This window comes from Caballeronia sp. dw_276, assembly GCF_018449635.1.
Classification (GTDB): domain Bacteria; phylum Pseudomonadota; class Gammaproteobacteria; order Burkholderiales; family Burkholderiaceae; genus Caballeronia.
Genome location: NZ_JAAVUV010000008.1, coordinates 309,956 through 334,869 on the forward strand (window position 1 = coordinate 309,956; position 24,914 = coordinate 334,869).

Below are 24,914 nucleotides of genomic sequence, written 5' to 3' on the forward strand. Positions count from 1 at the left end.
TTTTACGGTGTCGGCTGTCCAGCCGAGCGGATTGAGGCGTCGCAGGTAAAACGGTCTTGACCAGAGGGTGTGTGAAGACCTTCTGGAAGCAATTTCTTGTTGGTTGCCCACGCGCTATCTGGATGCAGTCCCTGCGGGTAAGGCTTATTTAGTTCGATTTGAAACGCGAGGGGAAGCTTCGTCACGTGTGTGTTGTATTGAGCTTTGTCGGCAATATAAAGCGCATCCTTGGTTACAGCAAAAGTGTATTTTTCCGAAGCCTCGGAAGGCCGACTAGAGTATTTCAAATAGTCAAACCATCGAAACGTGCGCCCGCGATCGGTCGAATAGGCGAGCGAGTTGGTGCAACCCCGCTCACCGCACGTCGTATTTTCGGATGTCGGAAGTACGATATTTGAGCCCGAAGGATCATCAATTACTAAGCGCCCTCGGTAGTCGGTTGGCGAACCCGTCCAGACTTTTTGGTGTATGCCTAGCCGTGTGTCGTTGTAGTAGTTGTCGCCATAGCATTTATCATAATTTTCCAGCGAGACAAACCGGTGGTCGTCAATGCGATAAGTCACCTGTACGGGTGCGTTCGGGTCTGGTTTATAAGAGTACGTGCTACCGACGTGGCTGTACGCGGCGCGTTGATCCGCTGTCATATCCTCATAATCAGTCTGGCATCCAGCCAGTGCTAAGACCGCGATTAGCAGGCTCACCGTTGCAATGCGCTTCATGCGCCTCTCCATTTTTCTCACGGCGTTTTCGGCTGTCCGGCGGAACGAATAGAGGCGTCGCAGGTAAAGCGATCTTGGCCAGAGGGCGAGCGGAGTTCGGAGAGAACAGATGGCCGTCGCGACGCAGTAAAATTGCCGCCGAACACGCCGGGAGGATAGGGTTTGTCAAGCTCGATATCTTTTACAAGAGGAAACCCTTTCACGTAAGCATCATCTTGCATTGTCTCGGCCACATACAATTTATCCTTTGTTACTGCGATCAAGAACTTCTTTGAATCATCTGAGGGCCGACTGGAGTATTGCAAATAGTCAAGCCAGCGAAATTTGCGTCCGCGATCGGTCGAATAGGCGAGAGAGTTGGTGCAACCTCGCTCACCGCACGTCGTATTTTCGGATGTCGGAAGTACGATATTTGAGCCCGAAGGATCATCAATTACTAAGCGCCCTCGGTAGTCGGTTGGCGAACCCGTCCAGACTTTTTGGTGTATGCCTAGCCGTGTGTCGTTGTAGTAGTTGTCGCCATAGCATTTATCATAATTTTCCAGCGAGACAAACCGGTGGTCGTCAATGCGATAAGTCACCTGGACAGGTGCGTTCGGGTCTGGTTTATAAGAGTACGTGCTACCGACGTGACTGTACGTGGCGCGCTGATCCGCGGACATATCCTCATAATCAGTCTGACATCCAGCCAGTGTTAAGACCGAGATAAGCAGGCTCACCGTTGCAATGCGCTTCATGCTCCTCTCCATTTTTGGTTTTCTTGATCTGTCTTAGTCACGACTTCAGAGACGGTCTCCGTGTCGATCGTGGACGGCATCGGCGGCGTAGATAGCTCACCATCGTTGTAATACGGGTCGGCCATTTGAGTCCAATCAGCCTCTCGTATCAGGTCGTACCAAAAGTCTTTTGATATGTCGTAGGCATCGCAAAAACCAATCGGCAGGTCGTATGCGACTACGCGGCTCATAAACGCATGATGTTTTGGAAGCGTGCTGTGATTAGTTGGCATCGGTTGGTAGTTAGCGATGCGTTTGTGACGCTCTTCCTCCGTTTCAAGCTCGCGGCGCTTTCCTGTGTTTGCATACACATCTTCTCGTTCCATCCAGAGCTGGCGGTCGTAGATCGAGTCGAGGTACACGTATCCGTCGTCTAAATACTTGCCCTTCGAATCTTTCGCGGCCAGCATGTTTTGGTCCCTGCGCGATTCGTCAAAGTACACTTGCCTGTCGTCTTTTCCCGTCGCGGTCGTCACCGGGGTTTGCACTGACTTGGACATCTCTTCCGCCGTAATCGGATCAGGTACCTTTTCGGCGTTAATCGTCACCTTTTGGCTTCGTTTTGGTACCGCCCACAGCAGCGTCCCGAGCACCCGACGATTGCCGTTCCAAAAATCATTTGGGCCTACGCCCGCTTCGGGATTGGCGATGGGCGGAAGCGTGCCGAAGTTCTGTACGCCGGGCTCATCGCCGCACGGCGTGCCGCGCGCCAGCATGCGCTGTCTCACGGTATCGCCCAGTTCGCCAAGCAGTTCATCGTCTACACCTTGCCAGCCGATACTCTGAAGCGGCGCGGAACCCATCACCCGGTCATGCGGATTAAAGTAGACATAGAAGCGCCCGTGGTTATCACGCTCAGGCAAACCGTAGTGCATTTTCAAATCAGGCCGCCAGAAATTCATGTCTTCGCTCGCCCCGACGTGCAGTTGCTGCATAAGCTCTTCGGTGTAGACGCATTTATCCTCCTTGATGCGTTGAGCGACGGCCTTAAAAGTACGCACGCGCGCGCCGGTAGTGGGCCGTTCGTTGCCACACGTAAGCGAATCCGTGAACTTGTCTTTTAGCGCGAACGGCGAGTTCATCACGATCAACGCATCGGGCGCACGCGTCTTGCACAGCAAGGTCGCGGCCATCGCGACCATCGTCCCCTGACTGTGAGACATGACCGTGATGGTGTCGCGCGGCGAGTTCGCGCGGATTTTGTCGATCAAATCCGCGAGTCGTTGCGCGGCCCGTGCGCAATAGGTCCGCGGCGGCGCATCGTGGATTTCACGGTCCCATTCGGTGTTGAACGCCTGCAGGTTGATGCCCGCCACGTGCTTTCGAAATCCAGTTTTTCCCCACATCTGCTGCAGGTTGTTCGTTCCATTCTGAAAGGGGCCACCGCCCCAATGCCACGGCCCGCGATCGCCAGCCTTTCGCTTCCAGAAGTCAGCGCCCCACACATTGCGCATAGGAATTCGCCATTCCTTCTCTTCCCCGTCTTTAGCGCGGAAGCCCCAGTAAAAGCGGATGACAGGGGAAAGAGCTCCTTTCCAATCGGGATCAAGTCTACGAGGAATCTCTTCGCCCGTAGCTGGGTCCCGTCCAAGATACTTATTTGTCTTTAGGTCGCTTCGATTGAGTCGCTTGTTCAGCCCTTCACACAATGCGATCTCCGCGTCGTCATACCATTCGCCCTGCGAATTCACGCCATGCACGAAGATAACAATGCCGGGTAGGTGCGGCGGAATAAGCGCTTCTGCGCGCACCTCGAAACTGGCTGGCGTATGAAAGGATTCCCAATACATTCTTCCAAACGCATCGTGTTTCATGGGCACCACACGTGTAGCATGCTGGTGCTTATAGCGGCTACCTTCGGCGGGCGCTCCCGTAGCGTCTGCGTCTGCGTTGTTGTCTGCCGGTGTATTGGGTTGGTTTGAATCGTCGCTCATATCAACCTTTCTTGAATTGGGTCAACAGCTTCATGCCTTGCGCAATATCGGCCTTCGAAAGCGACGTTTTACCGTCGTCACCAGTAACGCCTTCAACGACTTTTCCGTCTGCAAGCTGTATCTTGTAGGGACGCTTTACGAGCGGACGCCCGGTCACTGCGTCGCTGAGGGTGAACATCTCGTCATGGGAAACATCCAGTTTTTCGAATTTCGGCAATGGCAGCGACAAGCCGCCTGGACCCACCAACACCACCTCGGTGAAATGCAAATACAGCTTTCCCGCGCCGCCCATATGAACGTCGTCGGCGAGAATCTTTTCGTAGGCCGTACCGCCTCCGCCAAGCACCACGCCATTGGCTGCGTTCGCGGTGAGCGTACCTTCGGCGCTGCTCAGGTGCATGTCCTTTGCAGCCACCATTTCAATCGCATCTGACTGCGCCTGAATCAGCACCTTCCCGCGTGCCGCGAACAATTTGATGCCGAGCTTGTAGGCAAAGAGAGACAACACGTCTCCGGCCGCGATCGCCATATTGCGCAGCGCACTGATGCCAACGCCGGCGCTTGTCGTCAACGTCACGTCCTTACCGGCAGCCACCGATATCCGATCAGGTGTCGCCACTGCAATTCCAGCGGGAGCCGACAGCACCATGACCGCCTGCTTTAACTCGGCAACGTTCTCCTTGAGCCACTGACTCTCAGCCTTGAGCGCGGCGATCTCGGCCTTTGCGACCGCAGCAGCGTCAGCCAGTCCTTGCGCTTGGGCATTGGATACCTGCAATTGCCCGATTGCGGGACTCATATCGCGCTGCTTGCCCTGAGCCTTGGGCTGCAGATCGGCGGAGAGGAACAGTCCCTTGCCGGCGCGCACCGCGCCGTATTCGTCGGTACGCAGCTCGAAGCCGCCACCGCGTTCTTCGCGCTTGGCATTGACCATATGGCCCAGCGTCAATTGCGATTTTCCGTATTCGGTCGCCGTCTTGATGTGCTCCTGGCCCTTCCAGTCCTCCATCCGAAACTTGTTATTGGACTGCGTGCGCAGGACGTTGCGCGACATCCATCGTTCCTGATTGTGGATCAAGTCGGACTGAATGCTGTTGTGATGGAACTGCGAGATGAAGAGCTTGTCCGGGTCGCCGTCGCGCGCCATGATGACGGCTTCCGTGCCATCGAGTACGGGGAAGTGGAAGCCGGTTTGCAGCGCACCCGCGAAAGGTTTAGCCATGCGCAGCGGCACGCTTTCACCACCCGGATTCCATTTATCGAAATCAAGGTCGAGACGCACCGGGTAATGCCCGGCCTTGGTCAGATATGCATAAGGGTATTTGTTCGGCGATGTGATGCGTGCGCTGAGTGCCCCCCATATTCGGGGCCACTTTTTTTCGTCAATTTTTAATCGGAAACGCCGGTTGGACGGGATCGCTTTATATGAATTGCCGTAGGCCACACCCCGACCACCGGAATGAGTCACCTCAATGACGACTTGCCCGCTCGGCGCATCGGGCAACTCTTCGTCAATGCGCAGAATGCGACCCGGTCGCAGCTCCAGCACATTGCTCTGTCCGTGGTACACGACTTGCCACGCGATTGCGGCTTCGTGCCGTAACTGCGCTTCCCAATGCGCGTCGTTTTGGCTGAGGTGATGCGTGCCGTACACGTAGGGCTGACCATAGGTGGTCGTATCATCAATCGCGACGTTCGCCTCGTCCTTAAAACGCTCCCATGCGGCCAGCGGATTGTAGTCGGCGACCATGACCGATTTTGGCACCACTTCAGCGTGTGTCTCAAGCACGAACACCGCTTCGACGCCTGCCTCGAGCCCCGCATTCTCCCGATACGGCACCTTCAGTTCGGGCGTATATACGTAGTGGTCGATATCGTCACCGAACACAACCACGTCACCGTGCTTGCCTTGTTCGATGTAAAAATAAATGCCGCCCTTTTCACATAGAAGTTTGATGTAATCAAAGTCCGACATCTGGTACTGCAAGCGGAAGTCATGGACGGGATATTCGCGGCGCAGCTTGAATACAAACTGGTGGTCCATGAATTCGCGCAGCATCATCGATTCAATGATTTGCGGCGTGCTCTGATGCTGGTAGACGCGGCTTGCGTGCAGCAGGCGCATGCGCGCCATTTGCGACTCGACCACGATCGTGTAACGGAAATAGTCCTTTGTTTTCTTGATCCGTTTGAACCCCGTGACAACGCCACGATAAACACGCGGCTGTGTGCTGTCTTCGGCGGTGATCGTAAAGTGACCGTCGCGCCCGAGGTAGTCGGCGCGAGAAAGCTGTTCAGGGTGTGTGAACTCGATCGTGATCTCGTAAGGCGAAGCCATGCCTTCATGCGCTTGATACGAGATGACCGATATGTCCTTGGCGTTCGCTGCGCTCGGCACGTCAAGGTGGTATGCCTGCCGCCCCGTTACGCGGCCCTTATCCAGTCGGTACGCGTCGGCGTGCTCATGAGTCTCCTGCATGTTTGAAGCCTTGATCTCTCAGGTGAACCGTGACCAACTGATATTGGCGATTCTTTTATTGGAACAATCGTTCTAGTCGTTGCAAAAACTAGACGTAATCGTGAATGATCAGCCAACGTCGTGTAAAAGGGCAAGGGGCGATAGCGGAATCGGCGAGAGATTCGGATTTATCTGAGATATGTTTCGACTTAAGACGTATCAGTCGCGTCAGGAACACGATAGGAAACCGGTTGTAGCGTGTGCCTTTTTGGGTCTAGTCCTGAGTCGAGAACTTTCGTCTTCGATGCATCTTCCGTTCTTTGACCATAAGTTTAACTAACTAATTATGCGCAAGACGCTCATACGCACAATCTTTCTTGGAACAAGCCCAACGGCAAAAGTTATTTTACCGAGTCTCGCCGTTCAACCTCCGCCCGCTCTAGCAACAACTCTTGCTCCCTCACGTTCCTGGTCATCGACGCGGCACGCTCGAACTCCTTGCGCGCTTCTTCGTGCCGCCCGATCTTCGCCAACAGATCGCCCCTGACGCTTGGCAACCAGTGGTAGTTCGCGAGCGCGGCGTTTTCGGCGAGTCCATCGACGATCGCGAGACCCGCCGCCGCATCAAACGCCATGCCCACCGCGACCGCCCGGTTCAACTCCACTACAGGCGAAGGCGCGACTACAGCCAACGCGTCGTACAAAGCGACGATCTGTTCCCAGTCCGTGTCCTCCGCGCGCCGCGCCCGCGCATGACACGCCGCCAATGCGCCTTGCAATGCGTACGGCCCGCGCATCCCGTTCAACGCCTCGGAACGAGCCAGCGCCGCCAATCCGCGCCGGATCAGCAACGGATCCCATCGGCTGCGATCCTGGTCCATCAGCAGGATCGCCCGGCCGCCGGCGTCAGTGCGCGCATGAATACGCGATGCCTGGATCTCCATCAGCGCAACCAGCCCGTGAACCTCGCTTTCATCGGGCGCGAGGCCGGCCAGAATCCGTCCGAGACGCAACGCGTCATCGCATAAGGATGGCCGCATCCAGTCGTCGCCAGCCGTGGCCGAATAGCCCTCGTTGAAGATCAGGTAAATCACTTCGAGCACCGATGCCAGCCGCGCCGCGCGGGCATCGGCTTTCGGCACTTCGAACGGCACGCGCGCCGCCGATAACGTCCGCTTCGCCCTGACGATCCGCTGCGCGATGGTCGGCTCAGGCTGCAGGAAGGCGCGCGCGATTTCATCGGTGGTGAGGCCGCCGAGCAGACGCAAGGTCAGTGCTACGCGTGCATCGAGCGACAAAACCGGATGGCACGCAATGAAGACGAGCCGCAACAGGTCGTCGCCGATATCGTCTTCGCGCGCGGCGCCGAGGGCATCGACGAAATCCGGCGTGACGTGTTCCTCGCGCGCATCCATGTCGAGCCCCAGTTCCTCGTGTTTGCGGGCGTGCAACGCATCCTGGCGCAGCCGGTCGAGCGCCCGATGCTTTGCCGTGGTCACGAGCCACGCGCCCGGATTGTCCGGCACGCCATCCACCCGCCAATGCTCGAGCGCCGCGATCAACGCGTCCTGCGCGAACTCCTCGGCAAGGGACACGTCCCGCACGAGACGCGTAACCACGGCGATGACCTTCGCCGATTCCAGCCGCCATACGGCTTCAATTGCGCGATGCGTGGCTTGATTCTGGTCGCCCGGCGTTGCACTCACGGCGCGCCCGCCGCGTTCGGATCCATGTGCACGAACTCCCACGTATGGCCATCGATATCTTCAAAACCATGGCTGTACATGAAGCCATAGTCCTGAACCGGACGCGGCGTGGTGGCGCCGGCGCGCACGGCCTTCGCGACGATCTCGTCCACTTCCGCGCGGCTTTCGCACGACAGGCACGTGAGCGCTTCCACATGCGTCTTTGCATCGATGATCGTCTTCGCCGTGAAGCCCTGGAAGAAAGACCGCTCGAGCAACATCACGAAAATGTTTTCACCGACAATCATGGCCGCACCCTTGTCATTGGTAAAACGCGGCTCGAAGGTGAAACCCAGTTCGCTGAAGAAAGTTTTCGACTTGTTGAGATCGGCGACCGGCAGGTTTACGTAGATTTGCTTATGCATTTCAAGGTCCTTGGTTTTTCCAGTCGAGCATCAGGCTTTAGCGCTGCGCGGGCAGGAGTTCTCGAAAGCGATCGAACGCTTCGCCCGAACCCAGTTCATCGAGTTCGTAAAGTTGCCGCACTTCTATTTCGCCGCGTTCACGCTCCCCCATTGGCGCGGGAAAACGGCGCACCCATTCCACGGCTTCTTCGCGCGAACGGACCTGGATCAGCGTGTACCCGGCGATCAATTCTTTCGTCTCGGCGAAAGGTCCATCCGTGATCGTGCGCCGGCCGTTCTCGTACCGCACCCGCCAGCCCGTGGCGGTCGGATGGAAACCGCTTGCATCGAGCAAGACGCCGGCTTTCGAGAGTTCCTCGTGATATGCGCCCATCGCGCTCAACAACGCATCGTCCGGAAGAACGCCTGCTTCGGAAGTTTCGCTTGCCTTGACCATGATGATGAATCGCATCGCCGTTCTCCTCCGGGTCAGAACGAGAACGCCGCGCGCCCTCATCCCCACGACGATTCACAAGTCACCGTATCGACATTTTTCCGATGACTTTCAACGGCATCGGGTAAACACTCAGACCCAGCATGGCGCGATCTTGCGGACTTCGACCTCGCACCATTCGGCTGCCGGACACGCCGATGCAATTTCGATCGCTTCCTTCTCGGTCTCGCATGTGAGCATGAAGAAGCCGCCGATCATTTCCTTGGCTTCGGCGAACGGCCCGTCGATCAAACTTGCCTTGCCATCGCGTTTCCTGACCCGCATGCCATCCGATGCCAGCGATTCACTTGCGACCAGCAGTCCGCGCTCCTTCAGGCCGGCGCCGAATTCGACCATGCGATCGTAAAGAACCCGGCCTTCGGCTTCCGTGCGTTCGGCGCGCTGACCAACCGGCTCGGCAATGAGCAGCATGTAAGGCATGACGTCTCCTGGGTGATGTTTCGTGAAGGCTCAAGGTAACAAGTGTGGTGCGCGCTTTCAATCCGTTCATTTACCCTGGCCGAACCGCGCCGTCATGCCGGAACCCGGTAAGCTGTCGGCCTTTCTACCGCCGCGCGCGCTCCTTGCATCCATCCATGGTCGATTTATCCGTCTACGCCGGCCTCTTCGCGGTCGCGCTCGTCGCCGCGACGCTCTTCCCACTGCAATCCGAAGCGTTGCTCGCCGGATTATTGATTGCCCATAAGCAACCAGTCTGGATGCTCGTCGCGGTCGCGAGCGTGGGAAACGTGGTGGGATCGACGATCAATTGGGCGCTTGGACGCTCTATTGAAAAGCTGCGCGACAAACGCTGGTTCCCGATCAAGGGCCGCGCGCTCGATCGCGCCGAGAACTGGTACAAGCGCTTCGGCCGATGGACGCTCTTGCTCAGTTGGACGCCGGTCATTGGCGACCCATTGACGATGATTGCGGGCGTGCTGCGCGAACCCTTGTGGTCATTCCTGCTGATCGTGACGATTGCGAAGACGGCGCGTTACGTGGTGATCGCGGCATTGATCGCGATGTAGCGCACGGCCTTCTAAAGTTGATCCGCAAGTGCTGGTTACTCCAGGCCAATGCTGGTTTACGCTGACATCCGAATGCCGGGTTCAAACGTACTAAACCTGACCAGGCATTTCGAGGTAATTAATCTGACGAAAGAAATCGATGCTTAAACGTTTGCGCCTTCCGTGTCATCCTACATAAGCTGAACAAAGCGGGCTTTTTGCCCTTTATTTGCGGCTTAAACCACAAAAGTTTTTGCTAAGGTGCGTTAAGTGGCAAAAACAAATCACCTTGAAGTAGACTCCCCGCTTAACGGGTAAGCCGTACTGAAAACGTTGCTCAATGCAGACCAGAAACGTGTAATTAGTACTGATTTACGGCGGCCTTTGAGAACATCAAATTTCTACTGACTCCTCGCTGCATTCTCCCGACACCATGGCTATGACTCTGGACTATCTGCTGGACCGGCAAATTTCTTCGCAGTGGCGTGGCGTACTCGTCGCGCTCGCCGAAGAGTTCGACACGCAGATTGGCCGCGATGAACTCCGTCAGCTGATGCAACGCGTCGGCCGCCGTTTTGCGGCCGCGCATCCGCTTCCTCCTTGCAGCAGCACGCCCGAACTGGGCGCTGCATTGAATGCGGTCTGGAATGACGTCGACTGGGGTTTTGTGGAAGTGGCCGACGAAGCGGAATATCTGCGCATCGTCCATTGTTGCCCGCCCTTGCTCGCTTTCGGCGCGAATGCTTTGCCATGGACGCCGGCATTTCTGGAAGGTGCATATCAGGAATGGCTGAGCGCGCTCGGCGCTGACGGGCTCGCCGTCGTGCAGGCGGGAGAATTCGATGAAACCGCTGCAGTCGAGTTCAGACTCGGCCGTTATACAAACTGAAGCGCCGGATAAAGCAGCGCAGTCGTAAAGCTTCAAGGCAGGACCACGAATAAGGCAGTCGATCAGGCATTACCCATATAAAGCGCCATAAGCGCACAGGTCACTGGCCAGTGATCGCAAGGGTAAAAGCCCAAAGTAAAACCGAGAGTACGAGGATGCAGCACATGAACCCTTCGCGCGACATTGAAAAGCTGTTCGACCAGTTCGGCGGCGATGCCGGTAATTATCAGGAGATCGGTCGGGAAAACGAGGCGAGCCACGCGCGCACCCGGTGGCCGCTGCTCGCGACGCTCGACTTGTCGCAGCCGTCGATTCCCAATATCGTGCCGGGTCGTGATTCGCTGCTTTCGCCGGTGCCGGACCGGTCCACCGAAACGCGCAAGAAACCTTGGGGCGCACCCGCCGACACGGCGCCGGCCGATGACGCAGTGGCGTCCAGCGCGGCAGCAAACGCACCGGCGAATCCGCCCTTCACCCGCGACACGCGCCCACGCCTTTTCTCGCGCCCGAACCGCAAGACCATTCCGCCCGTTGCGAACATCGCGCTGCCGGGGTCTCCGGTCGGCGCGGAGCGCTTCTCGGCGCTCGTGGATGCGGTCGAAGGTGTATCGAATGTTGAGGACACGCCGGCCGTGGCCGCACCCGACCTAATCGCCCGGCTCCAGCCGTCCGCTCAGGCGCCGGCGCTGGAAATGCAACAGCAACATCGGCCGACATTGCCGCGCTCCCAGCCGCTGGCCACGCCTGGACAACTGCCAGGCTTCGCGAGCGCGTTCCAGGTGCAACGTCCGCAACCCGCCGCGAAACCTTCCTTGCCACGCATCCAGGCTACGCAGACCGCCCCTGAACCCAAGGCGCCGTCGATCCTCGGCAAGCTGTTCCGTACGCAAGGTGCAAGCCACACGGCAGCCGGTCAGCAAGGCGGCGCGCCGCGCCCGGACTCGCTTCAGTCGATGTTCGAGCGTCTGCGGGAACCGGCAGCGGCCGCATCGCCGGCTTCGGAGGACGATGTACCCGTCGCAGGTTCGTGGCTCGCGAAGCGCGCTGCCCGGTCATGAAGGTCATCACCGTGGTATCCGCCAAAGGCGGCGTAGGTAAAACCACGCTCGCCGCAAACCTGGCCTCGGTGCTGGCCGCGCGCGGGCGTCGCGTGATCGCGCTCGACCTCGATCCGCAAAACGCGCTGCGCCTGCACTTCGGCATTCCGCTCGACAGCATAGATGGCCTTTCCCGCGCGACGCTCGCCAACGACGCATGGCAAACCGTGATGTTCGATGGCGTCGACGGCGTCACCGTGCTGCCCTACGGCGCGGTCCTGGAAGACGATCGCCGGCGCTTCGAGGCGTACATCGACCGGGAGCCGCAATGGCTCGCGCAATCGCTGGAAACGCTCAAGCTCGATAGCAACGACATTGTCATCGTCGATACCCCGCCGGGTTCCTCCGTCTATACCCGCACCGCGCTGACCGCCGCGAACTTCGCGCTGAACGTGGTGCTGGCCGACGCCGCATCGTACGCGGCCATCCCGCAGATGGAACGCATGATCGAGGCCTACGCCACCCCGCGCGCCGACTTCGCGGGCACGGGTTACGTGGTGAACCAGGTGGACCAGACGCGCCAGTTGACCAAGGACGTGCTCAAGGTCTTGCGCAACATGCTGGGCGGCAAGATGTTTTCGGGCGTCATTCATCTTGACGAAGGCGTCAGCGAATCGCTCGCGTGCGACACCACGCTGATCCATTACGACCCTTTGAGCCAGGCCACGGCCGATCTCCGCGCGTGCGGCGAATGGCTCCTGAATTCTGTCGATGCCATGCCGGTCTCCCCGAGGAACGTCGCATGAACAAGCCGCGCGCACGAGGCCTTTCCGAGGCGGATGCAATCCCTTCGCGCATTGAGCGCGTGGTGGATTCGGGCATCTGGAACAGCCGGATTTTCACCGGCCTTCTGACCGTATTCGCCATCGCGACGATGTACTTCGTCTGGACGGTGCCGCTGGTTGCGACCCAGCAATTGATTTTCGCGTGCTGCTGTTTCGGTTTCGCGATGGCGTTTCGCCGTCTGCGCGGCCAGTACGCCACGCTCGTGATGATCATGTTGTCGGTAACGGTCACCGGACGCTATATGTACTGGCGGCTGACCGAAACGACCTACTGGGAGCGTCCGCTCGACGCCGCGTGGGGTCTGCTGCTGGTCGCGGCCGAAGTGTATTCGGCGATCGTGCTGATGCTCGGTTATTTCCAGACGGCATGGCCGCTGCAAAGAAAGCCGATGCCGCTGCCGAAGAACCGCGATGAATGGCCGACCGTCGACGTCTTCATCCCGACCTATAACGAGCCGCTTGGCGTGGTGAAGCCGACCATCTACGCGGCGCTCGCGATGGATTACCCGAAGGACAAGATCTCGATCCATGTCCTCGATGACGGCCGTCGTCCGGACTTCAAGGCCTTCTGCGAAGAAGTCGGCGTGACGTGGACCATCCGCACGCACAACCGGCATGCGAAGGCCGGCAACATCAATGAAGCGCTCAAGACCACGAGCGGCGAATATCTCGCGATCTTCGATTGCGATCACATCCCCACGCGCTCGTTCCTGCAGATCGGTCTTGGCTGGTTCCTGAAAGACAAGCTTCTTTCGATGCTGCAAACGCCGCACCATTTCTTCTCACCTGATCCGTTCGAACGCAATCTCGGCACCTTCCGCAAGGTCCCTAACGAAGGCGAGTTGTTCTACGGCCTCGTGCAGGACGGCAACGACCTGTGGAACGCGACCTTCTTCTGCGGCTCGTGCGCGCTGCTGCGCCGGACCATGGTCGAAGAGATCGGCGGCATTGCGGTGGAGACCGTGACCGAAGACGCGCATACGGCGTTGAAGCTGCATCGACTGGGATATACGACGGCGTATCTCGCGATTCCGCAGGCAGCAGGCCTCGCGACCGAAAGCCTGTCAGGTCACATCGGGCAGCGGATTCGCTGGGCGCGCGGCATGACGCAGATTTTTCGCATCGATAACCCGCTGACGGGCAAGGGACTCAAGCTTGGCCAGCGGCTCTGTTATCTGAACGGCATGATGCACTTCTTCTACGGCATCCCGCGCCTCGTGTTCCTCACCGCGCCGCTGTCGTATCTGTTCTTCGGCGCGCACGTGATCCAGGCGGCGGCGGGCACGATCGCCATTTACGCGTTGCCGCACATGATGCATGCGAGCATTACGAACTCGCGCATGCAGCGCCAGTTCAGGCATTCGTTCTGGGCCGAGGTATATGAATCCGTGCTGGCGTCGTACATCACGGCGCCCACCTTGCTTGCGATGATCAACCCGAAGCTCGGCAAGTTCAACGTGACGGCCAAGGGCGGCCAGATCGCAAAGGATTACTTCGACTACAGCATCTCGCGGCCGTACCTGATCCTGCTGGTGCTGAACCTGCTTGGGTTTATCGCGGGGATCGTGAACATTTACATTCATTGGGACGTGAAGAGCGAAGTGAACACGGTGCTGCTCAACCTTGCGTGGACCACGTACAACATGCTGATCCTCGGCGCGAGCGTGGCGGCTGCAAGCGAACGCAAGCAGGTTCGCTCCACCCATCGCGTGGAAATGAAGATGCCCGTGATGCTCAAGTTTTCAACCGGCCGCACGCTCGCCTGCGAAACCATGGACTACTCGGAAGGCGGCGTGGGCGTGAGGCTGCCGGGCGACCTGCAAGTGCCGCTGCACGAGAAGGTCACCGTATCGCTGTTTCGCGGCGACGAGGAATATGCGTTCCCCGCAACCGTCGGGTTCAGCGCCGTCGGCCGCGTCGGGCTGCGTTTCTCGGCGCTCACGCGCGAGCAGGAATTCGAGTTCGTGAAGACCACTTTTGCCCGCGCCGATGCCTGGACCCATTGGGCCGAAGGGCGCACGCCGGACGCGCCGCTGCGCGGTCTGCGCCATGTGCTGACGGTGGGCGTGGGCGGTATCGGCGCGTTGTTCGAGCATCTTTTCAATGACGCGCGGACGTGGGTTGTGACGCGTGCCCCGGGCGCTAAAAAACTGAAGACCAAAGACTGACATGCGTAAGGGAATCACGATGCTGCGCCCGGGCAACGGCCGAGGCGAACTAGATCAGGCTGTGCCCGCGCCGCTGCGCTCCCGCCCGATCGCCCGTGCGTTGATGCGCTCGCTCGCTTGCTGGATGGCGTTGCAGACCGCGTTGGCCGTGCCGCTGGCATCGCTTGCGAGTGCTGCGGCCGCCTTGAGCGCCAGAGAAGCTTCGGCCGCGGCGACACCGGCCGCACCTGCGCCTACCGCGACTGGCGGCGTGCCGCTGCCCGGCCCTGCCGCGCCATATAACAAGCTGACCATCGAACAACCGCCGCTCGCCGTGGCCGTGCCCGCATTCGGGCAAGCGGCATCGGGCGCGGTGGGTGCATCGGCGGTGCCGGCTGTCAAGACGCTGGCATCGAAGACGCCGACAACCGCCGAACCCGGCACGCTGGTCCCGGGCGGCCGGCGCCAGACACTGACCTTCGCCGATCTCGGCGCACTCGACCCGCTGCAACTGCGCGGCACCGACGGCCAGAACGGCGTGCCGTTTTCGGTGCGCGGCGACGAAGTCGTGACGGGCGCGGTGCTGCATCTTATCTATAGCTATTCGCCGTCTCTCCTGCCGTCGATTTCGCAATTGAAGGTGCTGGTCAACGGCGAAGTTGCCGCGACCCTGCCAGTGCCGCGCGATCAGGCCGGCATTCTGGTGGCGCGCGATGTGTCCATCGACCCGCGCTTCATCACTGAATTCAACCACCTGAACGTGCAGTTGATCGGCCATTACACGCAGCAATGCGAGGACCCGTCGAACTCCACGTTGTGGGCCACTGTCAGCAACGCGAGCTCGCTCGACCTCACGTATGCGTCGCTGGAAAGCAAGGCTGATCTCGCCGCGCTGCCCGCTCCTTTTTTCGATAGACGCGATGTCCGCCGCCTCGAACTGCCGTTCGTCTTCGCGCAAAAACCGACGCCTGCTACGCTCGAAGCCGCCGGTACGGTTGCGTCGTGGTTCGGCTCGCTGGCGGGTTATCGCGGCGCGGTGTTTCCGGCGCAGATCGATAACGTGCCGCTTTCCGGCAACGTCGTGGTGTTCGCCACGCCCGACCAGCATCCGGCCGGCGTGCAGATTCCCGAAATTTCCGGGCCGACCATCGCCGTGCGCGACCGTGAAGGCGGCGCACGCGGTCGCATCCTGCTCGTGATGGGACGCAACGACGCCGAGCTGAAGACCGCCGCCAAGGCGCTGGGGATCGGACAAAACTCGTTCTCGGGACCGAGCGTGACGATCACGCAACTCAACGATTTCGCGCCGCGCAAACCCTACGACGCCCCCAACTGGCTCCCGACCGATCGCCCGGTGCGCTTTGGCGAACTGGCCGAAGCACGCGACCTAACGGTGACCGGTTACAACGCGGACGCCGTGCGCGTCAACCTGCGCGTGCCGCCCGACTTGTTCATGTGGCAAACGAAGGGCGTGCCGATCGACCTGGGTTACAGATACACCGTGCGCCCGGCGCTCGACCGTTCCACGCTGAACATCAACGTGAACGATGGCTTCGTGCAATCGCTGCGCATCCCGGCCGTGGCGACTTCCACGTTCGATCTGGGCCGCTATTTCAATCGCGTCCTGCCCGATAAAACCGCTGCCGCGCGCCATCAGATCTACGTGCCGCCGCTCCTGCTCACGCCGCGCTCGCAGTTGCGTCTGCACTTCTATTACGACTATCCGAAGACTGGCGAATGCCAGGGACGCATTCTGGACAACGTGGTGGGCGCGATCGATCCGAACTCGACCATCGACCTTTCGGGGTTTCCGCACTACATGGCGCTGCCCGATCTCGCCGCGTTCGCCAACGGCGGTTTCCCGTTCACGCGTATGGCCGATCTGTCGCGGACGGCGGTAATCATGCCCGACGATCCCAGCTCGGCCGACTACAGCTTGTTCCTGCTGGAAATGGGACGCATGGGTGCATCGACGGGATATCCCGCGGCCGGCGTGACCGTCGCGCAAGCCGATCAAGTCGATAATCTCGCCGACAAGGACCTGCTGATCCTCGGTTCACCCGGCCGCCAGCCGCTCTTGCAGCGCTGGGCGAAAAACATGCCCTTCTCGGGCGACGCCGACTCGCGCAACTTCGAACTCTCCGATGTCGCGTTCAAGGTCGTCGACTGGTGGCACGGCGAGCGCGGCGTGGAACGCCTGCCGGCACGCGCCGACCTCACGCTCGTAAGCTCGAACGGCGATGCGCTCATCACCGGGTTCAAGTCTCCGTTGAAAGGCGAGCGCAGCGCGGTTGCGTTGATCAGCGCGGCGGGGCAATCGGATGCGGACTTGCAGTCGGCCTTGCTCGACAACGACATCCTTCCGGAAATCCAGGGCGCCATGGCCGTGATCCACGGACGGGACGTGACGGTGACATCGAATGGCCAGGCGTATTACGTTGGCCACCTGTCGCCATTCGAATACATGCGATGGGCGTTGTCATCGCATCCGCTCCTGCTCGTCTTGAGCGGCTTGCTCGCGGCCATTATCATCGCGGCACTGTTCTACCGTGCACTGCGCGCTGTTGCTGCGCGCCGTTTGAGGGATTGATATGCAGGCTGGTTTCAAGCGTGGATCGAAGACTGCAGTTTTGGCGCTGGCATTGCTCAGCATGGGGTTCACTCCTGGCGCCCGGGCTTCCGGGACGGTGACGAAGGAATGCACGGACTGGAATGCATACCGGACCTTCGCGTCGCGCTTCATTCAGGCCGATGGCCGCGTGGTCGATTACTCCACGCCGGCGCAGCAGACCACGTCCGAAGGCCAGTCGTACGCCATGTTCTTTGCGCTGGTCGCCAACGATCGCGCCATGTTCGACCGCTTGTTGAACTGGACCCGCGCGAACCTCGCCGCGAACCAGTTCGATGCAGGCAGCGTGCGGTTGCCATCGTGGCAATGGGGCCGCGGACCCGACGGCTCGTTCGGCGTGCTGGATCCGAATTCCGCGGCCGATTCCGATGTCTGGATCGCCTACGATCTGGTGCAGGCCGGGCGCCTCTGGAACGAACCGCGTTATACGCATCTGGGCGAAGCGCTCGCCGCGCAGATCGTGAAGCATGAAGTGGCGAACCTGGGCGGCATAGGGCCCATGTTGCTGCCCGGTCCGCAAGGCTTCCAGACCGGCGATGTGACGCGTCTCAATCCGAGTTATTCGCCGCTGCCGGTGTTGCGCGGCCTGGCTAACGCCATGCCGAAAGGTCCGTGGAATGCGCTCGCGGAGAACGGTTACAAGCTGGTGTCGGTGACATCGCCGCGTGGTTTTTCGCCCGACTGGGCGGCATTCAAAGGCGGCCAGTTCGTGGTCGATCCGCAAAGCGGCGACACCGGCAGCTACGACGCGATCCGCGTGTATTTGTGGGCGGGCATGGCGTCGAGCGCCGATCCGCTCAGCAAGCCCTGGCTCGCGGCGCTCGGCGGCATGCGCCAGGCCGTGGCGCAGACGGGCATTCCGCCGGAACGCGTGGCGGTATCGACTGGAATGGGCAGCGGTGAAGGACCGTTGAGCTATTGGGCGTCGCTTGCGCCCTACTTCAAGGCGCTTAACGACGAACGCGGTCTCGGCCTCGCGCGCACGCGGCTGGCCGTGCTCGATGCGCCCATCGGCTCGCCTGCCGCCGCGAACCGCGAGCCGGTGTATTACGACCGGGTGCTGGGCTTGTTCGGCGCCGGATTCATAGAAGGCCGATACCGCTTCGACGAAGCCGGCCGACTCGTCCCGAGTTGGAGAAGCGCATGTTGAAACGGTCTCTCTTTCCTTTGACGACAAACGCCGGCGTCCGCGCGATCGCGCTGAGCATGGCCGCGGGATGCGTTGCGAATGTGCCATTGACGGCGTTCGCCCAGGCGGCAAGCAGCGCCGCCGACACCAGCACGAACGCCAATGCCCCTCTGACCGTGTTGATCGACCAGGGCCGCTATTGGCAATCGCACCGGCGTGGCGACCTTGCCGAACAGGCGTGGCAGAAGGTGTTGCGTATCGACCCGAAGCAGCCCGACGCGCTTTACGGCATGGGCATCATCCTCTCCGATCGCAAGGACGGCAGCGGCGCGCAGCAATATCTGTCGCGCTTGCGTCAGGCTGCGCCGCAGTATCCGAATATCGATGAACTCGGCCGGCGGCTCGGCGAAACCAGTCCGCGCGACCAGACCGTCAACGACGCGCGGCGTCTCGCGCAAAGCGGCCAGAGCGCCTCGGCGGTGCAGGAATATCAGCGCGCGCTGAGCGGCAAGCCCGCCACGCCCGAACTCACGCTCGAGTATTACCAGGCGCTCGCCGCCACGCCGCAAGGCTGGGATCAGGCGCGTGCGGGCCTCACGCAGCTTGCAAAGCAGAACCCGAACGATCCGCGTTACGCGCTCGCGCTGGCCCAGCATCTGACCTATCGCGATACCACGCGCCGCGACGGCATCGCGCGTCTGGCGCAGTTGAGCAGCGACAGCACCGTCGGCGACCAGGCGAAGAAAAGCTGGCGTCAGGCGCTGTTGTGGCTGGGCGCGCGGGCATCGGATGCGCCCTTGTATCAGGCGTATCTGCAGGCATCGCCGGATGATCCGGCCGTCAAGGCCCGTTTCGATTCCATGGTCCAGCAGGACAAAGAGGCGCAGGAACGCTCGCAGGCGAGCGCTGCGACCGATGCCCGCGGGCGCACCGTCGCCGAAGGTTTTGCCGCGCTGGATCGCGGCGATATCGTCACGGGACGCGCGCGCTTTTCGGCGGTGCTGGCGCAAAGCCCGAATGACGCCGATGCGCTCGGCGGCATGGGTATCGCCGCGTTGAAGCAGGAAAAATTCGATGAAGCGCGCACCTACCTGGAACGTGCATCGCGCGCCGGGAACGCCGCGCGCTGGAAAGACGCGCTGACCAGCGCCACCTACTGGAGCTACACGAGCGCGGGTATCGGCGCACGCAGCAACGGCGAAACGGCCAAAGCAAGATCGATGTTCGAGCGTGCGATCGCGTTGAATCCATCCGACACGACCGCGCAGACCTTGCTCGGCGAAACGCTCCTTGGCAGCGGCGACCCGCGTGGCGCCGAACAGGCGTACCGGATGGCGTTGCGCCGTCAGGCCGACAACCCGGATGCCATTCGCGGCCTCGTCGGCGCACTCGCCGCGCAAGGCCGTGGCGAAGAAGCGCTGGTGTTCGCGAACCAGTTGAACGCCGAGCAGCAGGCGAAGGCCGGCGGCATCAACAAGTTGCGCGGCGAGGCGCAGGCGGCGCAAGCCCGCGCGGCCGAAGCGCGTGGCGATCTCGGCGCGGCCCGCAGCCTCTTCGAAGATGCGCTCCTGAACAATCCCGACGATGTCTGGATGCGCCTCGACCTCGCGCGCATCTACGTGCGCCAGGGCGCGGTCGGCAATGCGCGCAGCATGATGGACGGCCTGCTTGCGGCGCATCCCGACATGACCGATGCGCTGTACGCAAGCGCGTTGCTGTCCGCCGAGACGCAGGATTGGGCCACGGGTTTGTCGCAGCTCGATCGCATTCCAGCCGCGCAACGCACGCCGGCGATGACGACGTTGCAGCATCGTTTATGGGTTCATGTTCAAGCCGATACCGCGAGCCGCATGGCGCGCGCCGGCCAGACGCAGCAGGCCATTGCAGTGCTGCAGGCCGCCACGCCGGTCGCGCAGAACAGTCCTGAACTGATCGGCGTGCTCGCGACCGCGTATCTCCAGGCCGGCGACACCGGCCGCGCGTTGTCGCTCGTCCGAAGCGCGATGGCGAGCGCCTCCGCCGATACCGGCCTGCTGCTTCAATACGCAGGTATCCTGACGGCCGTTCCCGTGCCGGCCGGACAGACCAATCCGCAGCAGGACGCCGAGTTGAACGCCGTGATGCGCAGGCTCGCGGCGTCGCCGCTCACGCCTGCCCAGCGTATCGACTTCAACAATTTGAACATTGGTATCGTGGTGAAACAGGCCGATACCGTGCGTCAACGCGGCGATCTCGCAGGCGCGTATGAAGTGATCTCGCCATGGCTTGCCGCAACGCCTGACAACGCCGACCTGCAAGCCGCGCTCGCGCGTCTCTACACATCCGCCGGTGACGATAAAAGCGCGCTCGGGAGTTATCGCGCGGCATTGGCGCGCCGTCCCGACGACGTCAACCTGCAGGTTGCAGCGATCGGCGCGGCGTCGGGCGCGAAGGACTTTTCGTTTGCCGAAGCGACCGCGAAGCAGGCATTGCTCGCATCGCCCGACGATCCGCGCGTGCTCGCCGCGGCCGGGCGCATGTATCACGCGGAAGGCAACCTGTCGCTGGCATCGCGATATCTGCAGCAGTCGTTGATCGCGGCGAACACGCCGGTGGGTCAGACGCCGCGCGGGCAACAGAGCGGTCAGCCGGCCGTGCCACGCGGATGGGAAACGGCAATGCAGCGCATCGGTTCGGCGCCGCTGCCGGGCACCAATCCGTTTGAAGGCAAGACCGCCGTCGATACCACTACGAACCCCGGCGGAACAGCAACAGGTCCGCTCGCCGGATTGTTCTCGCGTTCGTCGGACCCGGCGCCGGGTTTGCCTGGCTATCCGCAACAGCAGCCCTATTCGCAACCTCGCGCGCAGCAATACTCTCAGCCCTATTCACCGACGCAGAACGTGCCGAACTATTTGCCTCCCCCGCAGCCCGCGTCATATTCGACACCTTACGTTGCGCCCACTCCGGTTCCGTATTCAGCGCCTTATCGCGCGCCGGCCAATGGTGCACGTCCCGTAGCGGGCAGCGGTGGATACGGTCCCGATACCTACGGTTCAAGCCAGTCGGGCGCGCCGTCCGCGGCGCCGTTGCAGCCGTATCCGGGACAAGGACCCGCCCAGGACGCCGGGCAATATCAGCAGCCATATCAACAGCAGCAGGCGTATCCGGCGCAGCAGCAATACCAGCCGCAACCATACCAGCAGCAATATCAGCAACCGTATCAGGCGCAAAACCAGCAGCCATACCAGCAACCGTATCAGCCACAAGACCCGGCGATGAGTGCGCCCTGGCCCATGTCGCCCGCCGCACAGGAAGCGCAAGCCAACGCTCAGGCTTCGCAGCGCGTGTATTCGAGCGCACCCGCAGCGAAGGCAAAGCGCACGACGACGGCCAGAACGACCCAACCGGCTTCGCGTCAGACGACGCGCCGTTACGCGCCTCCCGCCGACGAAACCAACTACGCGCAACAGCAGCCTTACGCGTATCCGCCGCAGCAACAGCAGCAGCCGTATTACTCGAACCAGCCGTATATTCCGCAGCCGCCGGCAGGCTATGCGCAGGCGTACGTCCCGTCGCCCACGGCGCAAGTCACGCAGCCGGGGCAGCAGTCCTACCAAGGCAATATTGCAAACGCGCAGACGCTCGGTGTCGCCGATGAACTCGCGCAAATCAATCGCGCCCAGTCGAGCACGGTATCGGGCGGCGTGGTGTTTCGCAGCCGCACGGGCGAGGACGGGTTGTCGAACCTGACGGATATCGAGGCGCCTATCGAAGGACGAATTCGCGCAGGCAATGGCCATGTCGTGGTCACGGCGACGCCCGTCACGCTCGACGCCGGCACCGCCCAAGACACGGCCGATACCCTCAAGCGTTTCGGCTCGGGGCTGGGTGCGCGCGGCGCCGTCAACCAGTACGGCAACCAGACGGCGACCGGCGTGGGTTTATCGGTGGGATACGAAACCAACAGCGTGAAGCTCGATGTCGGGACCACGCCGCTCGGCTTTCGCGAAGAGAACGTCGTAGGCGGCGCGCAATACAAGGGCGCCGTTACCGACAAGGTCTCGTACTCGGTCGCGGTCGCCCGCCGCGCGGTCACGGACAGCTTGCTGTCGTACGCGGGCGCGCGCGATGCGCAAGCCGGCATTACCTGGGGCGGCGTGACATCGAATGGTGGACGCTTCGACCTCGGCTGGGACGACGGCACGAACGGCGTGTATTTGAATGCATCGTTTCAGTATTACGACGGCAAAAACGTCGCGAGCAACACGGCGGAAAAAGGCGGTGGCGGGTTCTACACGCGCCTCTATTCCGATGCCAACCAGACCCTCACCGCCGGCGTGAACACCACGCTGATGCACTACGACAAGAACCTCTCGTTCTTCACGTACGGCCAGGGCGGTTATTTCAGCCCGCAACAATATGTGATCCTGAACTTGCCGGTCGAGTACATGGGACGCAGCGGCGCCTTCACGTACGACATGAAAGGCTCGATTGGCGTGCAGCATTACCGGCAGGATGCGTCGGATTATTTCCCGACCAACGGGAACGTGCAGCCGGTCGGCAACACCGGAATCATTCCAACGAACGGCGGGTCCTACGGCAGCCAGACGAAGACCGGTATTTCGTATTCGTTCAGCGCGACGGGCGAGTATCAGCTCGCGCCGCAATTGGCGGTCGGCGCCACGGCGTCGCTTGGGAACGCATATCAGTATCGCGAATATCTGGCGGCGGTTTATATACGCTACAGCTTTACGAAGCAGAACATGGTGCAGCCGTCGTTCCCGCCTTCGCCTGTCAGCTCGCCATACGTGTCGATGTCGAACTAAAAACACGAAGCCCCGGAGCGTTGTCGGCCCGGGGTTTTGTGTATCAAACCAGCACGCCTCCGCCATCCACCACGTAGGTCTGGCCTGTCGCAAAGCCGCTTTCCATCAGGAACAGATAACCCGCGGCAACGTCGCGTGCCTCGCCCACGCGTCCCGTAGGCAAGCGTTTTCCGGCCTGTTCGTACATGGCGGCGCGCTCCGCCTCGGACATGTTCTGCCACAGGTTGGTCGCAATCAATCCGGGCGACACCGCATTCACGCGCAACGGCGCGAGTTCCACAGCGAGAGCGCGCGTCAACGCATCCATTGCGCCGCAGACGCTTGCCCCGAACGCCCAGCCACTTTGCGGACGCAACGCCGCAATGCCCGTTGTCAGAACGATCGATCCACCCTTCGCAAGGTACGGCGCGCCGTGTTTGACGGCAGCGAGCGCCCCCCAGTAGCGGATATCGAATGCGTGTCGCGCCTCGCTTAGATCCGTAGTCGCAATCTCGCCAAGCCGTAACGAATCGCCGGCCGTGAACACGAGATGATCGAAACTTCCGGTTGCATCGAAGAACGACTGGATTGCGTGTTCGTCGGTTAGATCGAGCGCGTGGCCTTCGGCTTTCGATCCAAGCGATGCCGCAGCATCCGCCACCCGTTGCGCATTACTCGATGCAATCACGACCTGCGCGCCTTCCTGCACGGCGTACTCCGCGACCGCATAACCAATCCCCGACGAACCGCCGAGCACGACGACCTTCCTGCCCTCGAGCCTTCCGCTCGCACTGATATTCGTCATGATTCAAGCTCCCTTTTCGATCAGCGATTGCAGCACGGTATCGAGCGGAACACGGCCTCGGCGCACCTCGTTTTCACCACCTTCGAAGCAGATCCATTCCTCGTTGAAACCATCGATCATCTGCATGCGTGGCAGCGGGTTCTTCATGCCTTGCGAGCGGAACAGGTCTTCCCAGGTATCACGTGCAACAATGTTCATGCGCACATCGCGTCCGAGCAGACGCCCGAGACTCTCCGCGATCATGTTCGGCGATACGCGCTGCGCCCCCTCCAGTTCGATGATCCGGCGCCCCGTCCACGTCTCGCGCAAAAGGTCTGCAGCAACCCGGCCGATATCGGCGGTGGCGACCATTGGAACGAGTTTATCGAGCGGCTGGAGAAAACTCGGCACGACGCCGGTTTCGCGCGCCGGAGCGATATCCCACGCGGCGTTTTCGATAAACCACGCCGCGCGCAGGAACGCCACCGGCACGGGCAAAGAACCGAGTTCCTGCTCCATGATCTGAAGCTGATTGAGCAAGTTGGGCTGCGTGGCCTGTGCGCCGATAGTCGACAGCACCACGACTTTTCGCGGCTTTGCTGCAGCAAGCGCGGCGCGCAATGAAGCGATTGCCTTGCACGCCTCAGTAAATCCCGGCGACGGATCGAAAGTCGGCGGCAACAGGATGAATACGCCTTCCGTGCCTTCGAATGCGTCTTGAAGCGCGTGTTGATCGTTGACGTCGGCGAGTGCTACCTCGCAGCCTTCCTTGGCCCATGATTCTCCTTTGGCTGCATCGCGCACGACGGCGCGGACGTCGTGGCCTGACGCCAGCAGCAAACGTGCGACGACTCCACCAACCTGCCCCGTGATTCCGGTAATAGCGAACATGGTGTTCTTCTCAATATTCGACAGCGGACGCTGCGTTGAGAAGAATTGTGTGTTTTTGGCGGGTGTTTGGCGATGACTTGCCGGTCATTTCATTGATGACACGGCGTCATTTATTATTTCATCGACATGCTTTGAAAGCAGACGTAGAAAAGCCGTTCCAACGTCAACTGGAACGGCTTTTTAAACGCGTGAAGCAATACTTACTGGCGCACGCCTTCAGCCTGGATATGCAGCGTCGTCTTCATCTTGAAGCCGTACGCCTTGCCGTAGTCCACACCGAAATCACCGCGGTCGAACGTA

General features: G+C 60.8%; 18 protein-coding genes and 1 pseudogene. 8 read left to right on the forward strand and 11 right to left on the reverse strand.

The genetic code is table 11. From position 1 onward, the window contains the following. Window positions 1–2 precede the first annotated feature (2 nt). From HB633_RS19215 to HB633_RS19250, 8 genes are all read right to left on the reverse strand, one after another. Window positions 3–719 (reverse strand): hypothetical protein, encoded by a 717-nt coding sequence (locus tag HB633_RS19215; RefSeq protein WP_213779763.1) that lies wholly within the window; start codon window positions 717–719, stop codon window positions 3–5. 17 nt (window positions 720–736) lie between these two features. After that, on the reverse strand, window positions 737–1,456 hold the full coding sequence (locus tag HB633_RS19220; RefSeq protein ID WP_213779764.1) for a hypothetical protein: 720 nt from the start codon (window positions 1,454–1,456) through the stop codon (window positions 737–739). Continuing rightward, window positions 1,453–3,429 (reverse strand): alpha/beta hydrolase, encoded by a 1,977-nt coding sequence (locus HB633_RS19225; RefSeq protein WP_213779765.1) that lies wholly within the window; start codon window positions 3,427–3,429, stop codon window positions 1,453–1,455. The genes HB633_RS19220 and HB633_RS19225 overlap by 4 nt, the downstream gene beginning before the upstream one ends. A gap of 1 nt (window position 3,430) precedes the next feature. Next, window positions 3,431–5,908, reverse strand: a complete 2,478-nt coding sequence (vgrG, locus tag HB633_RS19230) for a type VI secretion system tip protein VgrG (protein WP_213779766.1) — start codon at window positions 5,906–5,908, stop codon at window positions 3,431–3,433. A gap of 380 nt (window positions 5,909–6,288) precedes the next feature. Next, window positions 6,289–7,593 carry a sigma-70 family RNA polymerase sigma factor gene (locus HB633_RS19235; protein ID WP_213779767.1) on the reverse strand — a complete coding sequence of 435 codons (1,305 nt, stop codon included), beginning with the start codon at window positions 7,591–7,593 and terminating at the stop codon, window positions 6,289–6,291. Then, a complete protein-coding gene (locus HB633_RS19240) occupies window positions 7,590–7,997 on the reverse strand; it encodes a VOC family protein (RefSeq protein WP_213779768.1) in 408 nt (135 codons plus the stop codon). The genes HB633_RS19235 and HB633_RS19240 overlap by 4 nt, the downstream gene beginning before the upstream one ends. A 37-nt stretch (window positions 7,998–8,034) precedes the next feature. Continuing rightward, the gene (locus HB633_RS19245; protein ID WP_213779769.1) at window positions 8,035–8,448 is read right to left on the reverse strand and encodes a YciI family protein; all 414 of its coding nucleotides are present in this window, start codon (window positions 8,446–8,448) and stop codon (window positions 8,035–8,037) included. A 114-nt stretch (window positions 8,449–8,562) separates the two neighbouring features. Further along, window positions 8,563–8,910: a YciI family protein gene (locus HB633_RS19250; RefSeq protein WP_213779770.1), complete on the reverse strand. Its 348-nt coding sequence runs from the start codon at window positions 8,908–8,910 to the stop codon at window positions 8,563–8,565. A gap of 155 nt (window positions 8,911–9,065) precedes the next feature. On the opposite strand from HB633_RS19250, the gene HB633_RS19255 reads away from it, so the two are divergent. From HB633_RS19255 to HB633_RS19290, 8 genes are all read left to right on the forward strand, one after another. Further along, window positions 9,066–9,497, forward strand: a complete 432-nt coding sequence (locus HB633_RS19255) for a YqaA family protein (RefSeq protein ID WP_213779771.1) — start codon at window positions 9,066–9,068, stop codon at window positions 9,495–9,497. Window positions 9,498–9,909: 412 nt separating this feature from the next. After that, window positions 9,910–10,365 (forward strand): cellulose biosynthesis protein BcsD, encoded by a 456-nt coding sequence (gene bcsD, locus HB633_RS19260; RefSeq protein ID WP_213779772.1) that lies wholly within the window; start codon window positions 9,910–9,912, stop codon window positions 10,363–10,365. 164 nt (window positions 10,366–10,529) lie between these two features. Then, window positions 10,530–11,423 carry a cellulose biosynthesis protein BcsP gene (gene bcsP / locus HB633_RS19265; RefSeq protein WP_213779773.1) on the forward strand — a complete coding sequence of 298 codons (894 nt, stop codon included), beginning with the start codon at window positions 10,530–10,532 and terminating at the stop codon, window positions 11,421–11,423. Next, window positions 11,420–12,208, forward strand: a complete 789-nt coding sequence (bcsQ, locus tag HB633_RS19270; protein WP_213779774.1) for a cellulose biosynthesis protein BcsQ — start codon at window positions 11,420–11,422, stop codon at window positions 12,206–12,208. Before bcsP ends, bcsQ begins: the two co-directional genes overlap by 4 nt. Further along, window positions 12,205–14,415, forward strand: coding sequence for a UDP-forming cellulose synthase catalytic subunit (gene bcsA / locus HB633_RS19275; protein WP_213779775.1), 2,211 nt, complete (start codon window positions 12,205–12,207; stop codon window positions 14,413–14,415). Before bcsQ ends, bcsA begins: the two co-directional genes overlap by 4 nt. 1 nt (window position 14,416) lies before the next feature. Continuing rightward, window positions 14,417–16,984, forward strand: a complete 2,568-nt coding sequence (gene bcsB / locus HB633_RS19280) for a cellulose biosynthesis cyclic di-GMP-binding regulatory protein BcsB (protein WP_213779776.1) — start codon at window positions 14,417–14,419, stop codon at window positions 16,982–16,984. 61 nt (window positions 16,985–17,045) lie between these two features. Further along, on the forward strand, window positions 17,046–18,173 hold the full coding sequence (bcsZ, locus tag HB633_RS19285; protein ID WP_255581008.1) for a cellulose synthase complex periplasmic endoglucanase BcsZ: 1,128 nt from the start codon (window positions 17,046–17,048) through the stop codon (window positions 18,171–18,173). Next, window positions 18,167–22,960, forward strand: a complete 4,794-nt coding sequence (locus HB633_RS19290; RefSeq protein ID WP_255581009.1) for a cellulose synthase subunit BcsC-related outer membrane protein — start codon at window positions 18,167–18,169, stop codon at window positions 22,958–22,960. The genes bcsZ and HB633_RS19290 overlap by 7 nt, the downstream gene beginning before the upstream one ends. Window positions 22,961–23,003: 43 nt before the next feature. Here HB633_RS19290 and HB633_RS19295 read toward each other — a convergent pair whose 3' ends face one another. The 3 genes and pseudogenes from HB633_RS19295 to HB633_RS30955 all read right to left on the reverse strand — a co-directional run. After that, complete coding sequence (locus HB633_RS19295; protein ID WP_213779778.1) at window positions 23,004–23,744, reverse strand: SDR family oxidoreductase; 741 nt, start codon at window positions 23,742–23,744, stop codon at window positions 23,004–23,006. A gap of 3 nt (window positions 23,745–23,747) precedes the next feature. Then, entirely contained in the window at window positions 23,748–24,614 is an 867-nt protein-coding gene (locus HB633_RS19300; RefSeq protein WP_213779779.1) for an NmrA family NAD(P)-binding protein, read from the reverse strand. Between the two features lie 200 nt (window positions 24,615–24,814). Further along, a pseudogene (locus tag HB633_RS30955) lies at window positions 24,815–24,914 on the reverse strand (polyisoprenoid-binding protein); the annotation flags it as partial.